This is a genomic window from Scytonema hofmannii PCC 7110, from assembly GCF_000346485.2.
In the GTDB taxonomy this organism is placed as follows: domain Bacteria; phylum Cyanobacteriota; class Cyanobacteriia; order Cyanobacteriales; family Nostocaceae; genus Scytonema; species Scytonema hofmannii.
The window spans coordinates 693,436-708,102 of the sequence record NZ_KQ976354.1; the positions used below are offsets into that span (position 1 = coordinate 693,436).

26 protein-coding genes are annotated in these 14,667 nt (G+C 46.7%); 2 read left to right on the forward strand and 24 right to left on the reverse strand.

Annotated features, from left to right (window positions below):
- Window positions 1-113: 113 nt before the first annotated feature.
- From WA1_RS52185 to WA1_RS02945, 4 genes are all read right to left on the reverse strand, one after another.
- On the reverse strand, window positions 114-317 hold the full coding sequence (locus WA1_RS52185) for an SDR family oxidoreductase (protein WP_081402821.1): 204 nt from the start codon (window positions 315-317) through the stop codon (window positions 114-116).
- Window positions 318-778: 461 nt separating this feature from the next.
- Entirely contained in the window at window positions 779-1,066 is a 288-nt protein-coding gene (locus WA1_RS02935) for a hypothetical protein (protein WP_026134451.1), read from the reverse strand.
- A 78-nt stretch (window positions 1,067-1,144) separates the two neighbouring features.
- Window positions 1,145-2,071 (reverse strand): zinc-dependent alcohol dehydrogenase family protein, encoded by a 927-nt coding sequence (locus tag WA1_RS02940; protein WP_051077013.1) that lies wholly within the window; start codon window positions 2,069-2,071, stop codon window positions 1,145-1,147.
- Window positions 2,044-2,547, reverse strand: coding sequence for an SDR family NAD(P)-dependent oxidoreductase (locus WA1_RS02945; protein ID WP_272819054.1), 504 nt, complete (start codon window positions 2,545-2,547; stop codon window positions 2,044-2,046). Before WA1_RS02945 ends, WA1_RS02940 begins: the two co-directional genes overlap by 28 nt.
- A 34-nt stretch (window positions 2,548-2,581) precedes the next feature.
- Between WA1_RS02945 and WA1_RS58505 the strand changes: the two genes are divergently transcribed.
- Window positions 2,582-2,857 carry a hypothetical protein gene (locus tag WA1_RS58505; protein ID WP_201789062.1) on the forward strand — a complete coding sequence of 92 codons (276 nt, stop codon included), beginning with the start codon at window positions 2,582-2,584 and terminating at the stop codon, window positions 2,855-2,857.
- On the opposite strand, the gene WA1_RS02950 is transcribed toward WA1_RS58505, so the two are convergent.
- The 11 genes from WA1_RS02950 to WA1_RS02995 form a co-directional block, all read right to left on the reverse strand.
- Window positions 2,808-3,578 (reverse strand): SDR family oxidoreductase, encoded by a 771-nt coding sequence (locus tag WA1_RS02950; RefSeq protein WP_017741424.1) that lies wholly within the window; start codon window positions 3,576-3,578, stop codon window positions 2,808-2,810. The genes WA1_RS58505 and WA1_RS02950 overlap by 50 nt on opposite strands.
- A gap of 224 nt (window positions 3,579-3,802) precedes the next feature.
- Complete coding sequence (locus tag WA1_RS02955; RefSeq protein ID WP_081402822.1) at window positions 3,803-4,237, reverse strand: nuclear transport factor 2 family protein; 435 nt, start codon at window positions 4,235-4,237, stop codon at window positions 3,803-3,805.
- Window positions 4,201-4,449, reverse strand: a complete 249-nt coding sequence (locus tag WA1_RS02960; protein ID WP_148662599.1) for a hypothetical protein — start codon at window positions 4,447-4,449, stop codon at window positions 4,201-4,203. Before WA1_RS02960 ends, WA1_RS02955 begins: the two co-directional genes overlap by 37 nt.
- Window positions 4,450-4,566: 117 nt before the next feature.
- Entirely contained in the window at window positions 4,567-4,932 is a 366-nt protein-coding gene (locus WA1_RS02965; protein WP_017741427.1) for a cupin domain-containing protein, read from the reverse strand.
- Between the two features lie 11 nt (window positions 4,933-4,943).
- The gene (locus tag WA1_RS56570; RefSeq protein ID WP_158516588.1) at window positions 4,944-5,111 is read right to left on the reverse strand and encodes a hypothetical protein; all 168 of its coding nucleotides are present in this window, start codon (window positions 5,109-5,111) and stop codon (window positions 4,944-4,946) included.
- 19 nt (window positions 5,112-5,130) lie between these two features.
- Entirely contained in the window at window positions 5,131-5,493 is a 363-nt protein-coding gene (locus WA1_RS02970) for a hypothetical protein (RefSeq protein ID WP_017741428.1), read from the reverse strand.
- Window positions 5,494-5,621: 128 nt separating this feature from the next.
- Window positions 5,622-5,975 carry a nuclear transport factor 2 family protein gene (locus tag WA1_RS02975; RefSeq protein WP_017741429.1) on the reverse strand — a complete coding sequence of 118 codons (354 nt, stop codon included), beginning with the start codon at window positions 5,973-5,975 and terminating at the stop codon, window positions 5,622-5,624.
- Window positions 5,976-6,072: 97 nt separating this feature from the next.
- On the reverse strand, window positions 6,073-6,429 hold the full coding sequence (locus WA1_RS02980; protein ID WP_017741430.1) for a helix-turn-helix domain-containing protein: 357 nt from the start codon (window positions 6,427-6,429) through the stop codon (window positions 6,073-6,075).
- Window positions 6,430-6,540: 111 nt separating this feature from the next.
- A complete protein-coding gene (locus WA1_RS02985) occupies window positions 6,541-7,098 on the reverse strand; it encodes a DsbA family protein (RefSeq protein WP_026134452.1) in 558 nt (185 codons plus the stop codon).
- Window positions 7,099-7,343: 245 nt separating this feature from the next.
- Window positions 7,344-7,760, reverse strand: a complete 417-nt coding sequence (locus tag WA1_RS02990; RefSeq protein WP_017741432.1) for a hypothetical protein — start codon at window positions 7,758-7,760, stop codon at window positions 7,344-7,346.
- Window positions 7,753-8,646: a pirin family protein gene (locus WA1_RS02995; protein WP_017741433.1), complete on the reverse strand. Its 894-nt coding sequence runs from the start codon at window positions 8,644-8,646 to the stop codon at window positions 7,753-7,755. The genes WA1_RS02990 and WA1_RS02995 overlap by 8 nt, the downstream gene beginning before the upstream one ends.
- Before the next feature lie 124 nt (window positions 8,647-8,770).
- On the opposite strand from WA1_RS02995, the gene WA1_RS03000 reads away from it, so the two are divergent.
- Window positions 8,771-9,313, forward strand: coding sequence for a PadR family transcriptional regulator (locus WA1_RS03000; RefSeq protein ID WP_017741434.1), 543 nt, complete (start codon window positions 8,771-8,773; stop codon window positions 9,311-9,313).
- Window positions 9,314-9,485: 172 nt separating this feature from the next.
- Here WA1_RS03000 and WA1_RS03005 read toward each other — a convergent pair whose 3' ends face one another.
- The 9 genes from WA1_RS03005 to WA1_RS03035 form a co-directional block, all read right to left on the reverse strand.
- Window positions 9,486-10,211 carry an alpha/beta fold hydrolase gene (locus WA1_RS03005; RefSeq protein ID WP_017741435.1) on the reverse strand — a complete coding sequence of 242 codons (726 nt, stop codon included), beginning with the start codon at window positions 10,209-10,211 and terminating at the stop codon, window positions 9,486-9,488.
- Between the two features lie 93 nt (window positions 10,212-10,304).
- Complete coding sequence (locus tag WA1_RS52190) at window positions 10,305-10,382, reverse strand: SDR family oxidoreductase (protein ID WP_081403102.1); 78 nt, start codon at window positions 10,380-10,382, stop codon at window positions 10,305-10,307.
- Between the two features lie 15 nt (window positions 10,383-10,397).
- Entirely contained in the window at window positions 10,398-11,363 is a 966-nt protein-coding gene (locus WA1_RS03010; protein ID WP_017741436.1) for a zinc-dependent alcohol dehydrogenase family protein, read from the reverse strand.
- A 76-nt stretch (window positions 11,364-11,439) separates the two neighbouring features.
- On the reverse strand, window positions 11,440-12,018 hold the full coding sequence (locus WA1_RS03015; protein WP_017741437.1) for an ester cyclase: 579 nt from the start codon (window positions 12,016-12,018) through the stop codon (window positions 11,440-11,442).
- A 74-nt stretch (window positions 12,019-12,092) separates the two neighbouring features.
- On the reverse strand, window positions 12,093-12,416 hold the full coding sequence (locus WA1_RS03020; protein ID WP_017741438.1) for a carotenoid oxygenase family protein: 324 nt from the start codon (window positions 12,414-12,416) through the stop codon (window positions 12,093-12,095).
- A 55-nt stretch (window positions 12,417-12,471) separates the two neighbouring features.
- Window positions 12,472-12,873, reverse strand: a complete 402-nt coding sequence (locus tag WA1_RS03025) for a RidA family protein (protein ID WP_017741439.1) — start codon at window positions 12,871-12,873, stop codon at window positions 12,472-12,474.
- Window positions 12,874-13,035: 162 nt separating this feature from the next.
- Window positions 13,036-13,608 carry a TMEM175 family protein gene (locus WA1_RS03030; protein WP_017741440.1) on the reverse strand — a complete coding sequence of 191 codons (573 nt, stop codon included), beginning with the start codon at window positions 13,606-13,608 and terminating at the stop codon, window positions 13,036-13,038.
- A 44-nt stretch (window positions 13,609-13,652) separates the two neighbouring features.
- Window positions 13,653-13,814, reverse strand: a complete 162-nt coding sequence (locus WA1_RS59325; protein ID WP_017741441.1) for a hypothetical protein — start codon at window positions 13,812-13,814, stop codon at window positions 13,653-13,655.
- Between the two features lie 223 nt (window positions 13,815-14,037).
- Window positions 14,038-14,667 (reverse strand): response regulator, encoded by a 630-nt coding sequence (locus WA1_RS03035; protein WP_017741442.1) that lies wholly within the window; start codon window positions 14,665-14,667, stop codon window positions 14,038-14,040.

Sequence of the window (14,667 nt, forward strand, 5' to 3'; positions counted from 1 at the left end):
ACCGTCAGCCGACGCTGTACATCCGCCCAGTGCTAAGCCTGCGATCGCCAAAGACATGAAAAGAAATCGATTTTCATACAGCATATTGATCTCCTGCGTTACTTCATACCTGTTTATCGGGGTGTTCTGTTGCCGTTTACAGGCAGCAAACTTGTGAGTCTCGATCGGCCCACTGTATGTCCGCCATCGATCGACAAAGCCTGACCTGTGATGTAGCTCGCAGCATGAGCACAAAGAAACACAACGGATCGAGCGATTTCTGCTTCTTCCCTCAGCCTTAATCCCGTTGTGTTGATCTGAAGTGTACTGAGTTCCAATGCTTGATTTCTTCCAGATTCTTATGGTGAAGAGCAAGTTTGTTTCAGTATCATCCGCTTTAGCCATCAATTTTCAGAATTCACTTGCCATGTAATCACAATGATTTCCGCAAACATTAAGACAACTAATAGCCTCGAAAACGCTCGTAGAATGGCTTCCATTGTCCAGTTCTGACTTTGAGCCTCCCAGATCATCACAACAATGTTCACTCCAATCACCAACCAGGGTAGAATGACCGCTGAATTCCGTCTGCGATAGATGCGGATCGATGTCTCACGCCAAAATGAGAAGGTACTGAGGAAACAAACGAAGTAGGATACTCCTGCATTGATGAACAAGCTGGTTTGAAGACTCGAAGAGAGGTTCGGGTACCCAAGCGCGATCGCTGTCAGACAAACTCCCAGCGCAAGATAGAGGAAAGTAAACAAGGTAAATCGTTTCATTCTTTTTCCGATAAAGCTTATTCTCGGTACCATACCCGCACACATTGAAAGCAGTTGATTGTCACGCCTTGACTGATCGTCACTGGGTAGAAACCATTACTGACCGCCACTCCGTAGACACCATCACTTGTGCCTTCGATGCGATCGGGTAAAACAACAGTCTCAACATCGATCGCCTGTATCGTTGTACTTTCAATCCACTGATTGACAGCACTCACAACCTCAGAGAAGGATTCATACTCGGCACCTCCGCCGAAGGGTCCCCGTTCAGTAATCCGAGGCGCAAAATCTTTGCACTTAATCATGTTGTTTACCACCTTAAAATTGTAGAGTTGAGCATCACTCCAAGAAACCATCGTGATTTGATTGGTTGATGAATCAATTTACTGCGATCCCATATCAATCAATTGCAGGACAATCTTGCCTCGCAGTCCTCCCTTTTCTAAACGTTGATGAGCTTGAACGATGTCGCTCCAAGGCAGAACTGAATCAATGACGGGTCGAATCTGGTCGCGTTCAATTAGGTTCCTCAGTGCGTCCAATTTGTCTCTATATTGAGGACTGAAAACGAAGTGAATCGTCAAATTCTTACCCCAAGCATCAAGAAGTGTTTGAGGAGTTGCAATATCGACGATTGTGATAAGTCTGCCAAACGGATGAATTACTTCTGGGCTACGTCCAATCGTATCGCCTCCAATCGTGTCTAAAACCAAATCAACACCCCGACCATTCGTTTCTCGCCCAATCACTTCAATATAATTTTCATGCTTGTAGTCGATGGGATAATCTGCACCCAGCTTCTTAACGAAGTCAAAGTTTTCTGCACTGCATGTCGTATATACATAAGCACCCATTGCTTTCGCCAGTTGAATTGCGATCGAACCAACTCCACCTGCTCCAGCATGAATTAGAACTGTTTCACCGACTTGTAAATTTCCTCTAGTTATAAGGCAATCCCAGGCGGTTCCTCCTGCCAACGGCAAGCAAGCTGCCTCGACATGGGTCAAATTAATTGGCTTAACTGCAACAATGCTTTCCTCTGCAACGTGGTATTGAGCATAACTACCAAACTCGCCAAAAACCTGGGGTGAGTAGTAAACTTCATCTCCGACCTGGAAATGGGTGACTGCCTCTCCAATAGCTTCAATCACACCCGAAACGTCAACTCCGATAATTGCAGGGAGACGAACTAAATCTTTGTAGTCACCCCGACGAGTTTGATAATCAATGGGATTGATCGATGTCGCGTATACTTTCACCAGAACTTGGGTCGCTTTTGGAACTAGCTTCGGTATTTGCGGGCAAACGATCGCACGGCAGCTTTAGTCGCGCTGTAAACGCTGAAGGCTGGAGTGCCAACGATAGAAGCAGTTGAGGCATTCAGGATGATGGAAGCGCCCTCTGGCATCAGTGGCAGTGCCTTCTGCACAGTGAAAAGTAGACCTTTGACATTGGTGTTGAATGTTTTGTCAAAGTGTTCTTCGGTGATCGATCCGAGCGGGATAAGTTCGCCACTGCCAGCATTCGCAAAGATCACATCCAAGTGACCTTGCTCTTGCTCGATCGTGGCGTAAAGACGATCGAGGTCTGCCAGATTTGAGACATCGCCCTGAATGCCCATAACGTTCTTACCAATTTCGTTTACAGCAGCATCAAGCTCAGTCTGACGACGACCCGTGATAAAAACATAGGCACCTTCAGCAACGAATTGCTTGGCAGTGGCAAGCCCAATACCGCTGGTGCCACCCGTAACGAGAGCGACTTTGCCTGAGAGTTTTTGTGACATTGTGTTCTCCTGGTTGAGTTTGGGGATTACAAATTTGATTACGTCTCGTTCAAGCGGTAAAGCCGCCATCAATTTTGAGGCTCGCGCCCGTGGCAAAAGCAGCTTCAAGACAGGTGAGATAAGAGACCATGCCAGCTACCTCGCTGTCCATCGCGACCAAGGGCAGTCATCGCGATCATCCCTACAGCAAGGTCTCTATCTGCGGGATTCATATCGGGGTCGATCGCGACTGGGTCGCAACGTTTCCCACTACCGATCGACTACTGCGCTACAACCCCACCATCTACCATCAATGTTGCACCTGTTGTGAACGATGCCATGTCAGATGATAAAAACAGAACTGCATTTGCAACTTCAAGTAGTGTTCCAACTCGTCCGATCGGGTGAAGTCCTGCCAAGTAAGCTTTGACTTCATCTGTAGCTGCTTCAAACAGATCTGTTTGGATTGACCCTGGTGCAACGGCATTGATGCGAATACCCGCTTTGGCATATTGGAGCGCAGCAGCTTTTGTTAAACCTACTACCGCATGTTTACTCGCGGTGTAGAGGAGTATTTCAGGAAGTGCAACGACTCCAGTCGCAGATGCCGTATTGACGATGCACATAGTGCCGCCAGAGGCGAACGCACCATTTCCCTGTTTCAACATCTGAGCGATTTCATATTTCATCGACAACCAAACGCCTTTGACATTGACGTTCATCGTGCGATCGTATTCTGCTTCTGTTTGCTCAATCAATGAGGGATTTTCGCCGACAGTTCCTGCATTATTAAATGCAATATCTAACCGACCAAAAACGCCAACCGCTTTATCAACCATTGCTTTCACATCGGCTTCTTTTGTGACATCTGCTTGCACAAAAATAGCCTCTCCGCCAGCTTCTTGAATCAATCGAACCGTTTCTTCACCTTCATCCATTCGACGACCCACCACCACCACCTTTGCTTGTTGTTGGGCATAAGCGATCGCAGTAGCTCTACCAATGCCCGATGTCCCTCCCGTCACTAAAGCAACCTTGTCTTTAAGCATCATGATAGTTACCTCTTGTTGTGAATGGTTATGTTACTTGCGTCAAAAACTCAATGGGCAGCAATACGTGTAGGAGCCAGCAACAAGAAGCGCCTCGATCTATAACTAGGATGAGTAACGATTCTGGTTGTAGGAGCCGGGTTTGAGCATTGTTCTAATTCACACGATGAATTCGATGTGGTTGCAAAATGGCGGGTTTGGGTATTGATGTTTGCTGGCTTCTACACTTAGTCGCGCTCGATTAGTGTGTTTGAAGGTAAGTTGGGATCGATCGCCTTACGCGCACTGTCAACGCCCACGACGGGAAGTGTACCCGGATCGAGCAAGCCGACTTGAACCAATACACTTGCCTGATCCCAGTAAATGTGTTCGTGGGCTAGTTTGCCGTCACGGAACTGGACGATCGCTACTACTGGCACTTCCACCCGTTTTCCGGTGGGAGCAACGCCGGGTAATATCCATTCCATCCAAACAGTATGAGTGAACTTAGCCACCATTTCATCCACGAGTTGATCTGTCCCGATGGTGCGCGAGATTGGGGTCAACTCCATGTCCGGCGGCATCTGTGGAATGAGGTATTTGGAATAAAACTCCCGCAGTGCTGGTTTCCCGACTCCCCCAGTCATTACCGGGATGTGGTTAACGTAAGCATCTTCAACCATCGTAGCGAGGGCATCTTCAGTACTGTGAGTGCCAATGCCTTATCCATCGTTTGCTTAACCAGTTCGGGACTCGCCAATCCTACAAAAGGTTCTTCCCGATCTATAAAGTTAGATGCGAAGTTTTGGTAAGCAATGGCAGAATTTTTGCGGTTCACAAACTCCTCAAAGTGATTGCGGATGAATGTTTTATTTTGTTCAAGTGTTTGTTCCATAATGTGAAATAACTCCATGATTTCTAGTTTTGTAATGTTCTACCTATCCGATCCAAAGTGTAGTAAGTCTCAATAATTGACTGACTGCTTTGGTGATTCTCACGCCTAAAGCTGTAGTTAGCCAGCGTATACGATTTCATCTTCTTTGCGCCAAGCAGGGTCTACGATACATAGAAATACTAAAGGTTCAACACCATAATTCCGAACGAATTGCTTAGTATTGGGCGGAATATAAACTGCGTCACCTGGTGCTATTGTCTCAATTTCACTGTCTATATACATTTCGCCTTCACCACTGAGTATGTAGTAAACTTCAGAGGCTTTTAAAGAATGCGGTTTAGAAGTTTCTCCTGCTGGCAAGATTGCGTGAGCTAAACTGGACCTTAAATCAAGAGGTTGCTTATCAGGATGCAAAAGCTCTTTCAATATAGTATTATCTCCACCAGTAAAGGTTTCGCATTCACTTAGTTTTTGAATCAGCATTATTTAGACTCCTAGAATATAACAGCGACTTGATGTGTGGCGCATATTGCTTTTGACGAGATTGCTATTCGCGATCGCTTCGAGCGGGCAGTATGGCTTGCTGTCACTTGAACGTAGGTTAGATAACCACGTCGCTCCAGTCGGTAGTCAGCCCGCAAGTGGGATTTAGGTGTTGGCAACTCATAGTTTGAAACGGCTCTATCCTAAAATTCGGGTTCGATAACCACGCCGCTCCAGTCGGTTGGCAGCACGTCGGGCATCGCGACGACTGTAGTGGATACTCTCAAAAATCCATCGCCGATTGTCACGGCTGCGGTAATAAACCACAAACTGCCGCTCGCGATATCGATTGTCACGATATCGATCGTCACGATATCGATTGTCACGATATCGATCGTCACGATATCGATCGTCACGATCGCGATCGTATTGAGCGATTGACATATTCGGCTCTCGATCGAGGTTCCGACCAATTTTTTCTGAATCTAGTGCCTGTGCTGTAAAGGGCATAGTTACTACGAATCCTGTACCCACCAGTGCTAGCAAAATTATCTTTTTCATGCGATTAGTTTGAAGGTGTAAAACTTGGATTGACCGATCGGAATGCTGATTGCCAGTGGAACGCCCATGCCAGCGATTGCCATCACCGGGATAGTAGGCAGGTTGAAAACGACGTGAACGACGGCGGATCAGACCGAGGTTTTGATGACAAAAGCCCTTAATTCGACAATCTTGTCGCCGCGAAAGCGCCAGATATCGCAGTACGAGTAATGAGCCGCCTTCCCGTCTTCGTCCTTCATTGTGATGTCGCCGAGTGCCGTAACAAAATCATCCTCAACGATGAAGTTAGAAACCATAAACTTTGGCGGCTCTACGTATGTCGTTGCCATCCATTGGCGAACAGCTTCTTTCCCTTTAAGGGTCTTGTCGCCTACAAACGTCCATTCCATGTCGTCGGCGCAGAACGACAAGAATCCTTCATTATTGCCTTCTGAGATCGCCGCGTTTGCCTCTTCTAAGATTGCTTTATTTTTGCCTAACATTTGCATCTCTCCTCTGTTCAAGTGAATGCTTTAATGGAGGGGTTTTCCGTTCGGCGCGTCCTTCTGCGGATCGCCGTCTCACGCCAAAATGGGAGAGTTAGCGAATCTGTTTTGGGGTCATTCCAGTGAGGCGCTTAAACTGTTGGTTTAAATGGCTCTGGCTGGAGAAGCCGACTTGTAGAGCGATGTCTGCGATCGCTAAATCCGTTTTCGACAGCATCAATTTCGCCTGTTCCACCCGCTGTTGAATCACATACTGGTGTGGTGAAACTGCCATCGCCTGTTTGAATAAACTTGCAAAGTAAGTTGGGCTAATGTTGATCGCTTTTGCAAGTTCAGTCAGTGACAAATCTCGGTCAAGGTGAGTGTGAATATAGTCGAGTATTTGCTGCAACTGGGTGCGCGTTAAGCCTCTGTTCTTGAATTCAAGGGTTGGCGTTGTAATTGTTAGCATGGTTCAAAAATTGACAATTTGTTCAACAAAACAGGCAAAAGCTAGCCATCAAAATTAGATAGCTTACTAGCAAACAAGTCAGATGTGAATTGGGAGTCGGGATCGGTGAGCTTAATGACTGGCAGCCATGATTGCTGCCATCAACTCCGTCATGTTCCAGCGTCCGGTATACCGATTTCCATTGATAAACAGGGCTGGGGCAGTCGTTACTCCACTCTTGCATCCACTTTCGATATCTTCATGGATGCGATCGATATGCACTTGTCGAGACAACTCTTTGAGAAACTGAGGAATGTCAAGCCCTAAATCATTGGCGTACTCAATCAGATAACCGTCCTCCAACTTTTGTTGATGCGTAAATAAAGTGTCGTGCATTAACCAAAACTGTCCTTGGGCAGCGGCGGTTTCGGCAGCTTGGGCTGCCCGTTGGGCATGAGGATGAATCTGTGTTTGCGGAAAATGACGGAAGATAAAGCATAAATAATCCTCTTCAAAAGAAGCACTAAGCTCTCGTTCGATCGCTTTAATCATCTTGTAAACGTCCGCACTTCTGGAGCATTGATAGTCTCCATACATCACCAGCACTACCTTCGCACTCAGTACACCTTGAATCCGATCGTGGCTTGAAGGTGATACAAGTAAGGAACTGTGGCTACAATCGTCGTTCATCTTTCTACATCTGCATCAAGCATGGAACCGGGCAATTTACTTGCATGGGTCCATTGATTGCATGACTGTTTACATAAATTCAATATAGGCGATCGCATTCAAGCCGTCGCCTATAGCAAGTTGAAATTTTTACGGTACAAATTGATAGAGTAACCATTCCATCGCGGAGTAGAAAGCTGATTATAACTTAAGTTAGAATCGGGTGCACTGATTTGTTTGAGAGTACATCGGTTTGTAGTGACTATTTATAGTTGAACTTTAGTTGCCAGCAGTGTGACCAAATCAGCATGAGCTAACACCACATCGGGGTTGCGTTGAAACGCCGCATCATACTTCACAGCAAAGTCATTTCCAGCTTCATCAGGTATGAGTAGAATCCGAACATCAGCAATGAGAGGAGCGATCGCCTCGGAGGTGATAGGCTCATCAGAGTGGATTAACTCATCAATTTGCACAATCAATTCTGAGAGGCGATGCAACCAGGCAAATTGATCGTGATTGATCGCCAGTTGCAGCAATTCACCTTTAGAGACCTGTCCGCGCACTTGTTCGTAACGAATACGCTCTATATCCAACAACAGTTTATGCAAATGCAATAACTTGATGCGTATATCGGTCAGCAGTTGATGTTGGGTAATGCGGTGTTGAAGCGTGTTAAGCATAAATATGTCCCATCTTTCCATTTTGGTAATCGTCGATCGCTTGCAGGATTTCGGCTTCAGTGTTCATCACAAAAGGACCATAGCGCACCACAGGTTCATTCAGCGGCACTCCAGCAATCAGCAATAGATCAAGGGGTTGGGTGGCATCCGCAGGATTGGCGATCGCCACTTCCTCCCCATCCGGTGCAAAAATCACCATTTGCCCATCCTCACCCCGTTCCTGCTCAGTGCCAAACAAACCAGACCCATCGAGGACATAGGCAAAGGCGTTGTACTCTTTCGGTACCGGTTGAACAATGCTTGCTCCCGGTTGTAGCGTGAAGTGCAGGTAGATAATCGGGGTGCGGGTTTCAATCACCGCTTTCGCCCCCAACGCTTCTCCCGCGATCGCGCGCACTGTCACAGACCCATCTTTTGTCTGAGCCACCGGAATCTGTGCTGATGGAATTTCCTGATAGCGAGGCGCAATCATCTTGTCCCGCTGCGGCAAGTTGACCCACAGTTGAATGCCATGCAGCCGCCCACCCGTGCGGTTAAACTCAGCTTCTGGCATTTCGGAATGCACTACGCCTGCCCCAGCGGTCATCCACTGCACATCGCCGGGATTGAGCAGTCCGGCATGACCGACCGAGTCCTTGTGTTCCAGCCGTCCATCCAGGACGTAGCTGACGATTTCAAAGCCACGATGGGGATGATCCGGTGCGCCCTTTGCTTGACCGGGCTTCTGATTCACGGGACCCAATTCATCGAGGAGGAGAAAGGGGTCAAACTCGGAAAAGCTACTCTTGGGAAAAGGACGACGCACCAGGAAGCCCGCTCCTTCAAGCGTTTCTACACTATTAATGATTCCAGCAACGGTTCGGAGTGTTTGAGTTTGAGTTGTCATACAGTTGCCTCCAGGCAGACAGTTTATAAAACTTATCCTATATGTGATTAATCATATATTAGCATAAGAGTATATCAATTCTATAGGTAGGGCTTGTCCTCCCTATTCGTTCGGTAAACCGCCTATGTCTCTTGCCCATGTGATTCTGGGTCTGCTCCAACAACAGGAGCGGACAGGCTACGACCTCAAAACCAAGTGTTTTGACGATTGCATTTCCCATCTGTGGCAAGCAGATCAGGCACAAATTTATCGGACTTTAGATAAACTGGAGTCACAGGGGTGGATTACCTGTACCATCGAGATTCAGCACGATCGCCCCAATCGCAAGGTTTACCGGATTACCGAAGCAGGTGCAGCAGAGTTAACCCACTGGCTTCAGACACATCATCCGTTGCCCGTGTTGCGAGAGCCGTTGCTGGCGCAACTCTATTTTGCAGCTCAGTTGCCTAACGAGGCGATCGTGTATCTGCTAGAGCAGGAACTGGAAGCACGGCAAGAACAGTTCGCCCAGTGTGAGGAAATCGAGACTATATCTTTGAGTAATCCGACTGCATCGCGCGAGCAAAAACTGCATCGACTGGTTTTGGACTTAATGAAGCAACGGGAACAGACTTATTTAGATTGGTTGGAAAAGGCAATCGCAACAATCCGTAGCCAATCGACGTAAATTCCTGCTTCTGGGTTAACATCCGAACTCGATCGCAAGAACCCACTTCCCAGGGTGTTACGGACACTCCGATCGGGAATGCGGGGCGAGGAACCGATAACCAACTCCTCGCCTTCACTTTTTTTAGTTTGCGCGTGCGCGTTGTAATGAAGTATCGATCTAATCTCCGTTGCTAGTCACGTCCTGCCACAATAATCTTTTCGGCTAAACCAACCGGGTTAGAAAACATCACCTCATGGCTACCGGGCATTTGCACGAACCGAAATTGCCCTAAGCGACTAGACATTCTCGGATGCCATCCCCATTCGCCTTGAGGTAAAACAGTGTCTTCTGTACAGTAGAGGTAACTTTTAGGAATAGACAACGAGTAAAACCGCTTCAAGTCCAGCTTGTCAATCCACGGTTGATACGGCTCAGGGGATAGTTGTGCGTAACTCGTTCGAGCCAAATCGAGGTCAGCATCGTTGAGAAACGCTTCTCGCCACATCTCAAAAGGTAGCATCACCGTCCGATCGTTTGATTCTCTAACTAGCTCGTCGAGTAATGTATGAAGATGCGGTGGAAGGTTATCTCTAAGGCTCTCTCCATCGTTGAGGACAAAGGCATCAAAGAAGATGAGCCGTTTAATGCGATCGGGAATCACTTCAGCAACTTTCGCAATAATTGTCCCGCCGAAACTATGACCTAATAGGACAATATCGGTTAAGTCTTTATCGAGGATGTAATCGACGATCGATTGCGTACATCGAGCATGGTTGACGTTTTTATTTACGCCTTTACCATGTCCGGCGATCGTGGGAGCAAAAGCGAGATGTCCTTTTGCTTCTAGCTGGTCGATGACTAGTTTCCAAGCAGAAGCATCATGCCAGGAGCCATGAACTAAGACAAAAGTTGACATAAAATTCCTTTAGGTGCAATCTGAAAATCAAGCCCATTTGTTCTCTCTTGAAATGGATCGGTTCGCTGTGAGTTCACCATTAACGATCGAAAATTAACTCGCTGTATATCCGCCATCGATCGCCAAAGACTGACCTGTGATGTAGCTCGTAGCATCAGAACAGAGAAAAATAGCAGCGCGTTTTTCTCACTCAGTCAATTGCAGGACAATCTTGCCGCGCATTCCTCCCTTTTCTAAACGTTGATGAGCTTGAACGATGTCGCTCCAAGGCAGAACTGAATCAATGACGGGTCGAATCTGGTCGCGTTCAATCAGGTTCCTCAGTGCGTCCAATTTGTCTCTATATTGAGGACTGAAAACGAAGTGAATCGTCAAATTCCTACTCCAAGCATCAAGAAGTGTTTGAGGAGTTGCAATATCGACGATTGTGACAAGTTTTCCAAATGGATGAATCACTTCTGAGCTACGTCCAATCGTGTCTCCTCCAACCGTGTCTAAAACCAAATCAACTCCGCGATCATTCGTTTCTCGCCCAATCACTTCAATATAATTTTCATGCTTGTAGTCGATGGGATAATCTGCACCCAGCTTCTTAACGAAGTCAAAGTTTTCTGCACTGCATGTCGTATATACATAAGCACCCATTGCTTTCGCCAGTTGAATTGCGATCGAACCGACTCCACCCGCTCCAGCATGAATTAGAACTGTTTCACCGACTTGTAAATTCCCTCTGGTTACAAGGCAATCCCAAGCGGTTCCTCCTGCCAACGGCAAGCAAGCTGCCTCAACATGGGTCAAATTAATCGGCTTAACTGCAACAATGCTTTCCTCTGCAACGTGGTATTGAGCATAACTACCAAACTCGCCAAAAATCTGGGGTGAGTAGTAAACTTCATCTCCAACCTGGAAATGAGTGACTGCCTCTCCAATAGCTTCAATCACACCCGAAACGTCAACTCCGATAATTGCAGGGAGACGAACTAAATCTTTGTAGTCTCCTCGACGAGTTTGATAATCAAGGGGATTGAGCGAGGTTGCATATACTCTTACCAGAACTTGGGTCGCTTTTGGAACTGGCTTAGGTATGGTTTGAAATTCAAACACCTCAGCGCTACCAAAAGCGGTCAGTACCGCAGCTTTCATGTACTCCATATCAGCCTCCTTGCGTCTAAAATAATTGAGTTAATTTAGTAAGTAGCAGTGCCCACCCTACTGGCTGCCTCCTGGCTTAGCGATCAATTAGTGCGTTTGAAGGCAAGTTCGGATCGAGTGCTTTTCGCGCGCTGTCAACGCCCACAACGGGTAACGTACCAGGATCGAGCAAACCGAGTTGAACCAAAACACTCGCTTGATCCCAGTAGATGTGTTCGTGGGCTAGCTTGTCGTCACGGAACTGAACGATCGTTACCACTGCTACTTCAACCCGTTTCCCTGTCGGAGCAATGCCAGGTAGCATCCAGTCCATTCGGATGGTATGAGTGAACTTAGCCATCATTTCATCGACAAGCCGATCGATTCCGATCGTGCGTGAGATTGGTGTCAGCTCCAGGTCTGGCGGCATCTGTGGAATGAAGTATTTGGAATAAAACTCGCGCAGTGCTGGTTTCCTTACTCCCCCAGTCATGACCGGAATGTGGTTAACATAAGCATCCTCAACCATCGTGGCGAGGGTATCGTCAGTGTTGAGAGTCTCAAACTCGTGCCGCAAATGCTCTCCCCAAAGTGCTTGCAAAAACTCCTGGGCTGGTGTCAAGTTAGTGGGTGCCTTTCTATTTGCTTGTTCGTCTACAGTTTGTTTGTTGACCATGTTATATTCTCCTGGTTCTATCTATTTAGAGTGTATTCAGTTCCAATGCTTGATTTCTTTCAGATTCTTACGCTTTATACTGTTTCCGATCTGAGCGATCGCAGGTCACTGATTATTCCTGCTGAAGAAAGTCCAGTAACGTTGTTCTCGCGATACGCTCTGGATTGGATAAAGCGATTGCGGTATGAAACACGTCCATTCTCAAACGCAAAAGAGTGCAGCATCGCCAAACCATCGATCCAGTGACGATACGATCGCGCTTTGATTTCATACTGTGCTGGCGTATTGCGAACCAAAGATCCGACCAGCCACTCAGGAATATTCCCGTTTATCGGAAGGTCTTCAACTGTAATCTCGTGGCTTTGCGTTTGGAGTCCGCCTTGAAATTGATTGTTCATAATTCTCCATTGATCAACACTGTAAACAGTTTGAGAGTTGCCTCTGATGCGAAACTCACGAAATAATTGCAGTAACGCGAATTTCAATTCGCATCGTTGGAAGTGCAAGAGCTGCAACTCCGACCTCTGTCCAAATGGGGGCATGGTTGGGCATGTAATGACGAAATAGCTTGACCATCACATCGTTAACCTCTGGGGGAAACCCTCCAACATGGTAAGAATTGATGTGGACAACATGCTCCCAACCCGCGCCGGCAGTTGCCAAGGTTCGCTCTACGTTCCGAAACGCCTGAGCAATCTCGTCCGCAAGCGATTCGGGAATTTGCAGATTGTCATCTACTCCGCCTTGTCCTGATGTCTCCACTCGATCGCCAATTTTTACCGCTTGCGAGTAATGCAATTCATTCAGCATGTATTCGCCATAACCAGGAGTGACAAAAAACTCAGGCTGATTCATTGTGTTCCTTTGTTTGGTACGTTTGACATCGTGAATGAGATGGAGTGCTGTGGTAGTCATCGATTACTTCTGAGATGAGCGAACTGAGTGAGTCTATGCGATTGAACCTCATTGTAAATCTTGTAGATTATTGGCATAGATGGCGATCTGACGATACTTTTATCAGCGCATTGCTTTCTCAATCCTGCGATCTGGAATCAACCACATCATTGCTACTAATACATAGAGACTAAAAGCCAACCATGAATTAGCAAAGGCGAGGAGAATCGATACGGCATAGATCGCCACTGATACCTTGCCCTTAAAATCTCTCCCGATGGCAGTCGCGATCGCCGAGCCTTGACCGTGGTGAACGATTAGAGTCATAGTCAGAATTAAATAAGCAATTGAGCTGAACAACAGCACACCACCATAAAAGGCAACAGGTAAAGCGGTGAAGTAATTTTCGCCCATCCAGGCGGTGACAAAGGGAATAAGCGATAGCCAGAATAACAAATGTAAATTAGCCCATAAAACTCGACCGCTGACATATTGCACTACCTGAAATAAGTGGTGGTGGTTATTCCAATAAATTCCCAAATTGATAAAGCTAAGGATGTAGCTGAGAAATAAGGGAATTAGCGGACGTAATGTAGCTAAATCATCTCCGTGGGGCACCTTCAATTCCAGTACCATAATTGTGATGATGATGGCGATGACACCATCACTGAATGCTGTCAATCTTCCTTTTTCCATATCAACATGCCCTTGTTAAAATTATGGATTTAACAATCTACAATTCAACGAGCAAAAACAACCGATCGATCGGATAAATTCACGCGCTGAAGAAAGTCCAACAACAAGGGATTGACTCGATCGGCATTGGCACTCAGCACACCTTGCATCCAATCTTGGGTTGAAGGTGGTACAAGTAAGGAACTGCGGCTACGATCGTCGTTCATTTTTCTAGATCTGCATCAAGCATGGAACCTTGCAATTGACTCGCATGGGTCCATTGCTTGCATAACTGTTTGCTATAAATTCAATATAGAAGATCGCCTTCGAGTCGTCGTCTATAGTGAGTTAAATTTTTTACACTACAAATTGATAGAGTAACCCTGCGATCTCAAAGTAGAAGGCTAGCTCTAACTTAAGTTAGAATCCGAACTCGATCGAAAGTACACCCTACAAACTGACAATGCCGCGTTTAACCGCAACAATCACAGCCTGGGTGCGATCGCTCACATCTAATTTATTCAAAATTCGATTGACATGGGATTTAACCGTGCCTTCACCAATACTCAAAGCATCAGCAATCTCGGCATTGCTCATCCCCTGTGCCAGCGAGCGGAGTACTTCTAGTTCTCTTTCACTCAGTTCTGGATTGCTGAGGCGCTGTACTAACTTTGCTCCCACATCTGGCGGAATATACTTCTGACCCCGATGAACGGTGCGAATGGCATTTAGAAGCTCGTCTGGTTCAGTTTCTTTCAACAGGTATCCTTTTGCGCCTGCCTGCAATCCCCGATAAATGTCTTCGTCGCTATCATACGTGGTCAGGACTATAATCCGAGCAGATTTAGCGATCGCACAAATTGCACCGATGGCAGCAACTCCTTCCACTTCAGGCATTCGGAGATCCATGAGCGTGACATCCGGTTGGTGTTCCCCAAATAGAGCGATCGCTTGAGACCCATTTTCGGCTTGGGCAATCACCTGCATATCTGGGTCGCGGTTAATAATCGTGGCTAATCCTTGCCGAAAAATGGCATGATCGTCCGCAATCAGAACCCGAATGGTCGTGGCTTGGCTCAT

Coding starts and splice junctions, on each gene's coding strand:
- WA1_RS02935 (WP_026134451.1), bottom strand. CDS start 1,066: ATGATTAAGTGCAAAGATTTTGCGCCTCGGATTACTGAACGGGGACCC.
- WA1_RS02945 (WP_272819054.1), bottom strand. CDS start 2,547: ATGTCACAAAAACTCTCAGGCAAAGTCGCTCTCGTTACGGGTGGCACC.
- WA1_RS02950 (WP_017741424.1), bottom strand. CDS start 3,578: ATGATGCTTAAAGACAAGGTTGCTTTAGTGACGGGAGGGACATCGGGC.
- WA1_RS02955 (WP_081402822.1), bottom strand. CDS start 4,237: ATGGTTGAAGATGCTTACGTTAACCACATCCCGGTAATGACTGGGGGA.
- WA1_RS02960 (WP_148662599.1), bottom strand. CDS start 4,449: ATGGAACAAACACTTGAACAAAATAAAACATTCATCCGCAATCACTTT.
- WA1_RS02965 (WP_017741427.1), bottom strand. CDS start 4,932: ATGCTGATTCAAAAACTAAGTGAATGCGAAACCTTTACTGGTGGAGAT.
- WA1_RS02970 (WP_017741428.1), bottom strand. CDS start 5,493: ATGAAAAAGATAATTTTGCTAGCACTGGTGGGTACAGGATTCGTAGTA.
- WA1_RS02975 (WP_017741429.1), bottom strand. CDS start 5,975: ATGTTAGGCAAAAATAAAGCAATCTTAGAAGAGGCAAACGCGGCGATC.
- WA1_RS02980 (WP_017741430.1), bottom strand. CDS start 6,429: ATGCTAACAATTACAACGCCAACCCTTGAATTCAAGAACAGAGGCTTA.
- WA1_RS02985 (WP_026134452.1), bottom strand. CDS start 7,098: ATGAACGACGATTGTAGCCACAGTTCCTTACTTGTATCACCTTCAAGC.
- WA1_RS02990 (WP_017741432.1), bottom strand. CDS start 7,760: ATGCTTAACACGCTTCAACACCGCATTACCCAACATCAACTGCTGACC.
- WA1_RS02995 (WP_017741433.1), bottom strand. CDS start 8,646: ATGACAACTCAAACTCAAACACTCCGAACCGTTGCTGGAATCATTAAT.
- WA1_RS03000 (WP_017741434.1), top strand. CDS start 8,771: ATGTCTCTTGCCCATGTGATTCTGGGTCTGCTCCAACAACAGGAGCGG.
- WA1_RS03005 (WP_017741435.1), bottom strand. CDS start 10,211: ATGTCAACTTTTGTCTTAGTTCATGGCTCCTGGCATGATGCTTCTGCT.
- WA1_RS03010 (WP_017741436.1), bottom strand. CDS start 11,363: ATGGAGTACATGAAAGCTGCGGTACTGACCGCTTTTGGTAGCGCTGAG.
- WA1_RS03015 (WP_017741437.1), bottom strand. CDS start 12,018: ATGGTCAACAAACAAACTGTAGACGAACAAGCAAATAGAAAGGCACCC.
- WA1_RS03020 (WP_017741438.1), bottom strand. CDS start 12,416: ATGAACAATCAATTTCAAGGCGGACTCCAAACGCAAAGCCACGAGATT.
- WA1_RS03025 (WP_017741439.1), bottom strand. CDS start 12,873: ATGAATCAGCCTGAGTTTTTTGTCACTCCTGGTTATGGCGAATACATG.
- WA1_RS03030 (WP_017741440.1), bottom strand. CDS start 13,608: ATGGAAAAAGGAAGATTGACAGCATTCAGTGATGGTGTCATCGCCATC.
- WA1_RS59325 (WP_017741441.1), bottom strand. CDS start 13,814: ATGAACGACGATCGTAGCCGCAGTTCCTTACTTGTACCACCTTCAACC.
- WA1_RS03035 (WP_017741442.1), bottom strand. CDS start 14,667: ATGAGCCAAGCCACGACCATTCGGGTTCTGATTGCGGACGATCATGCC.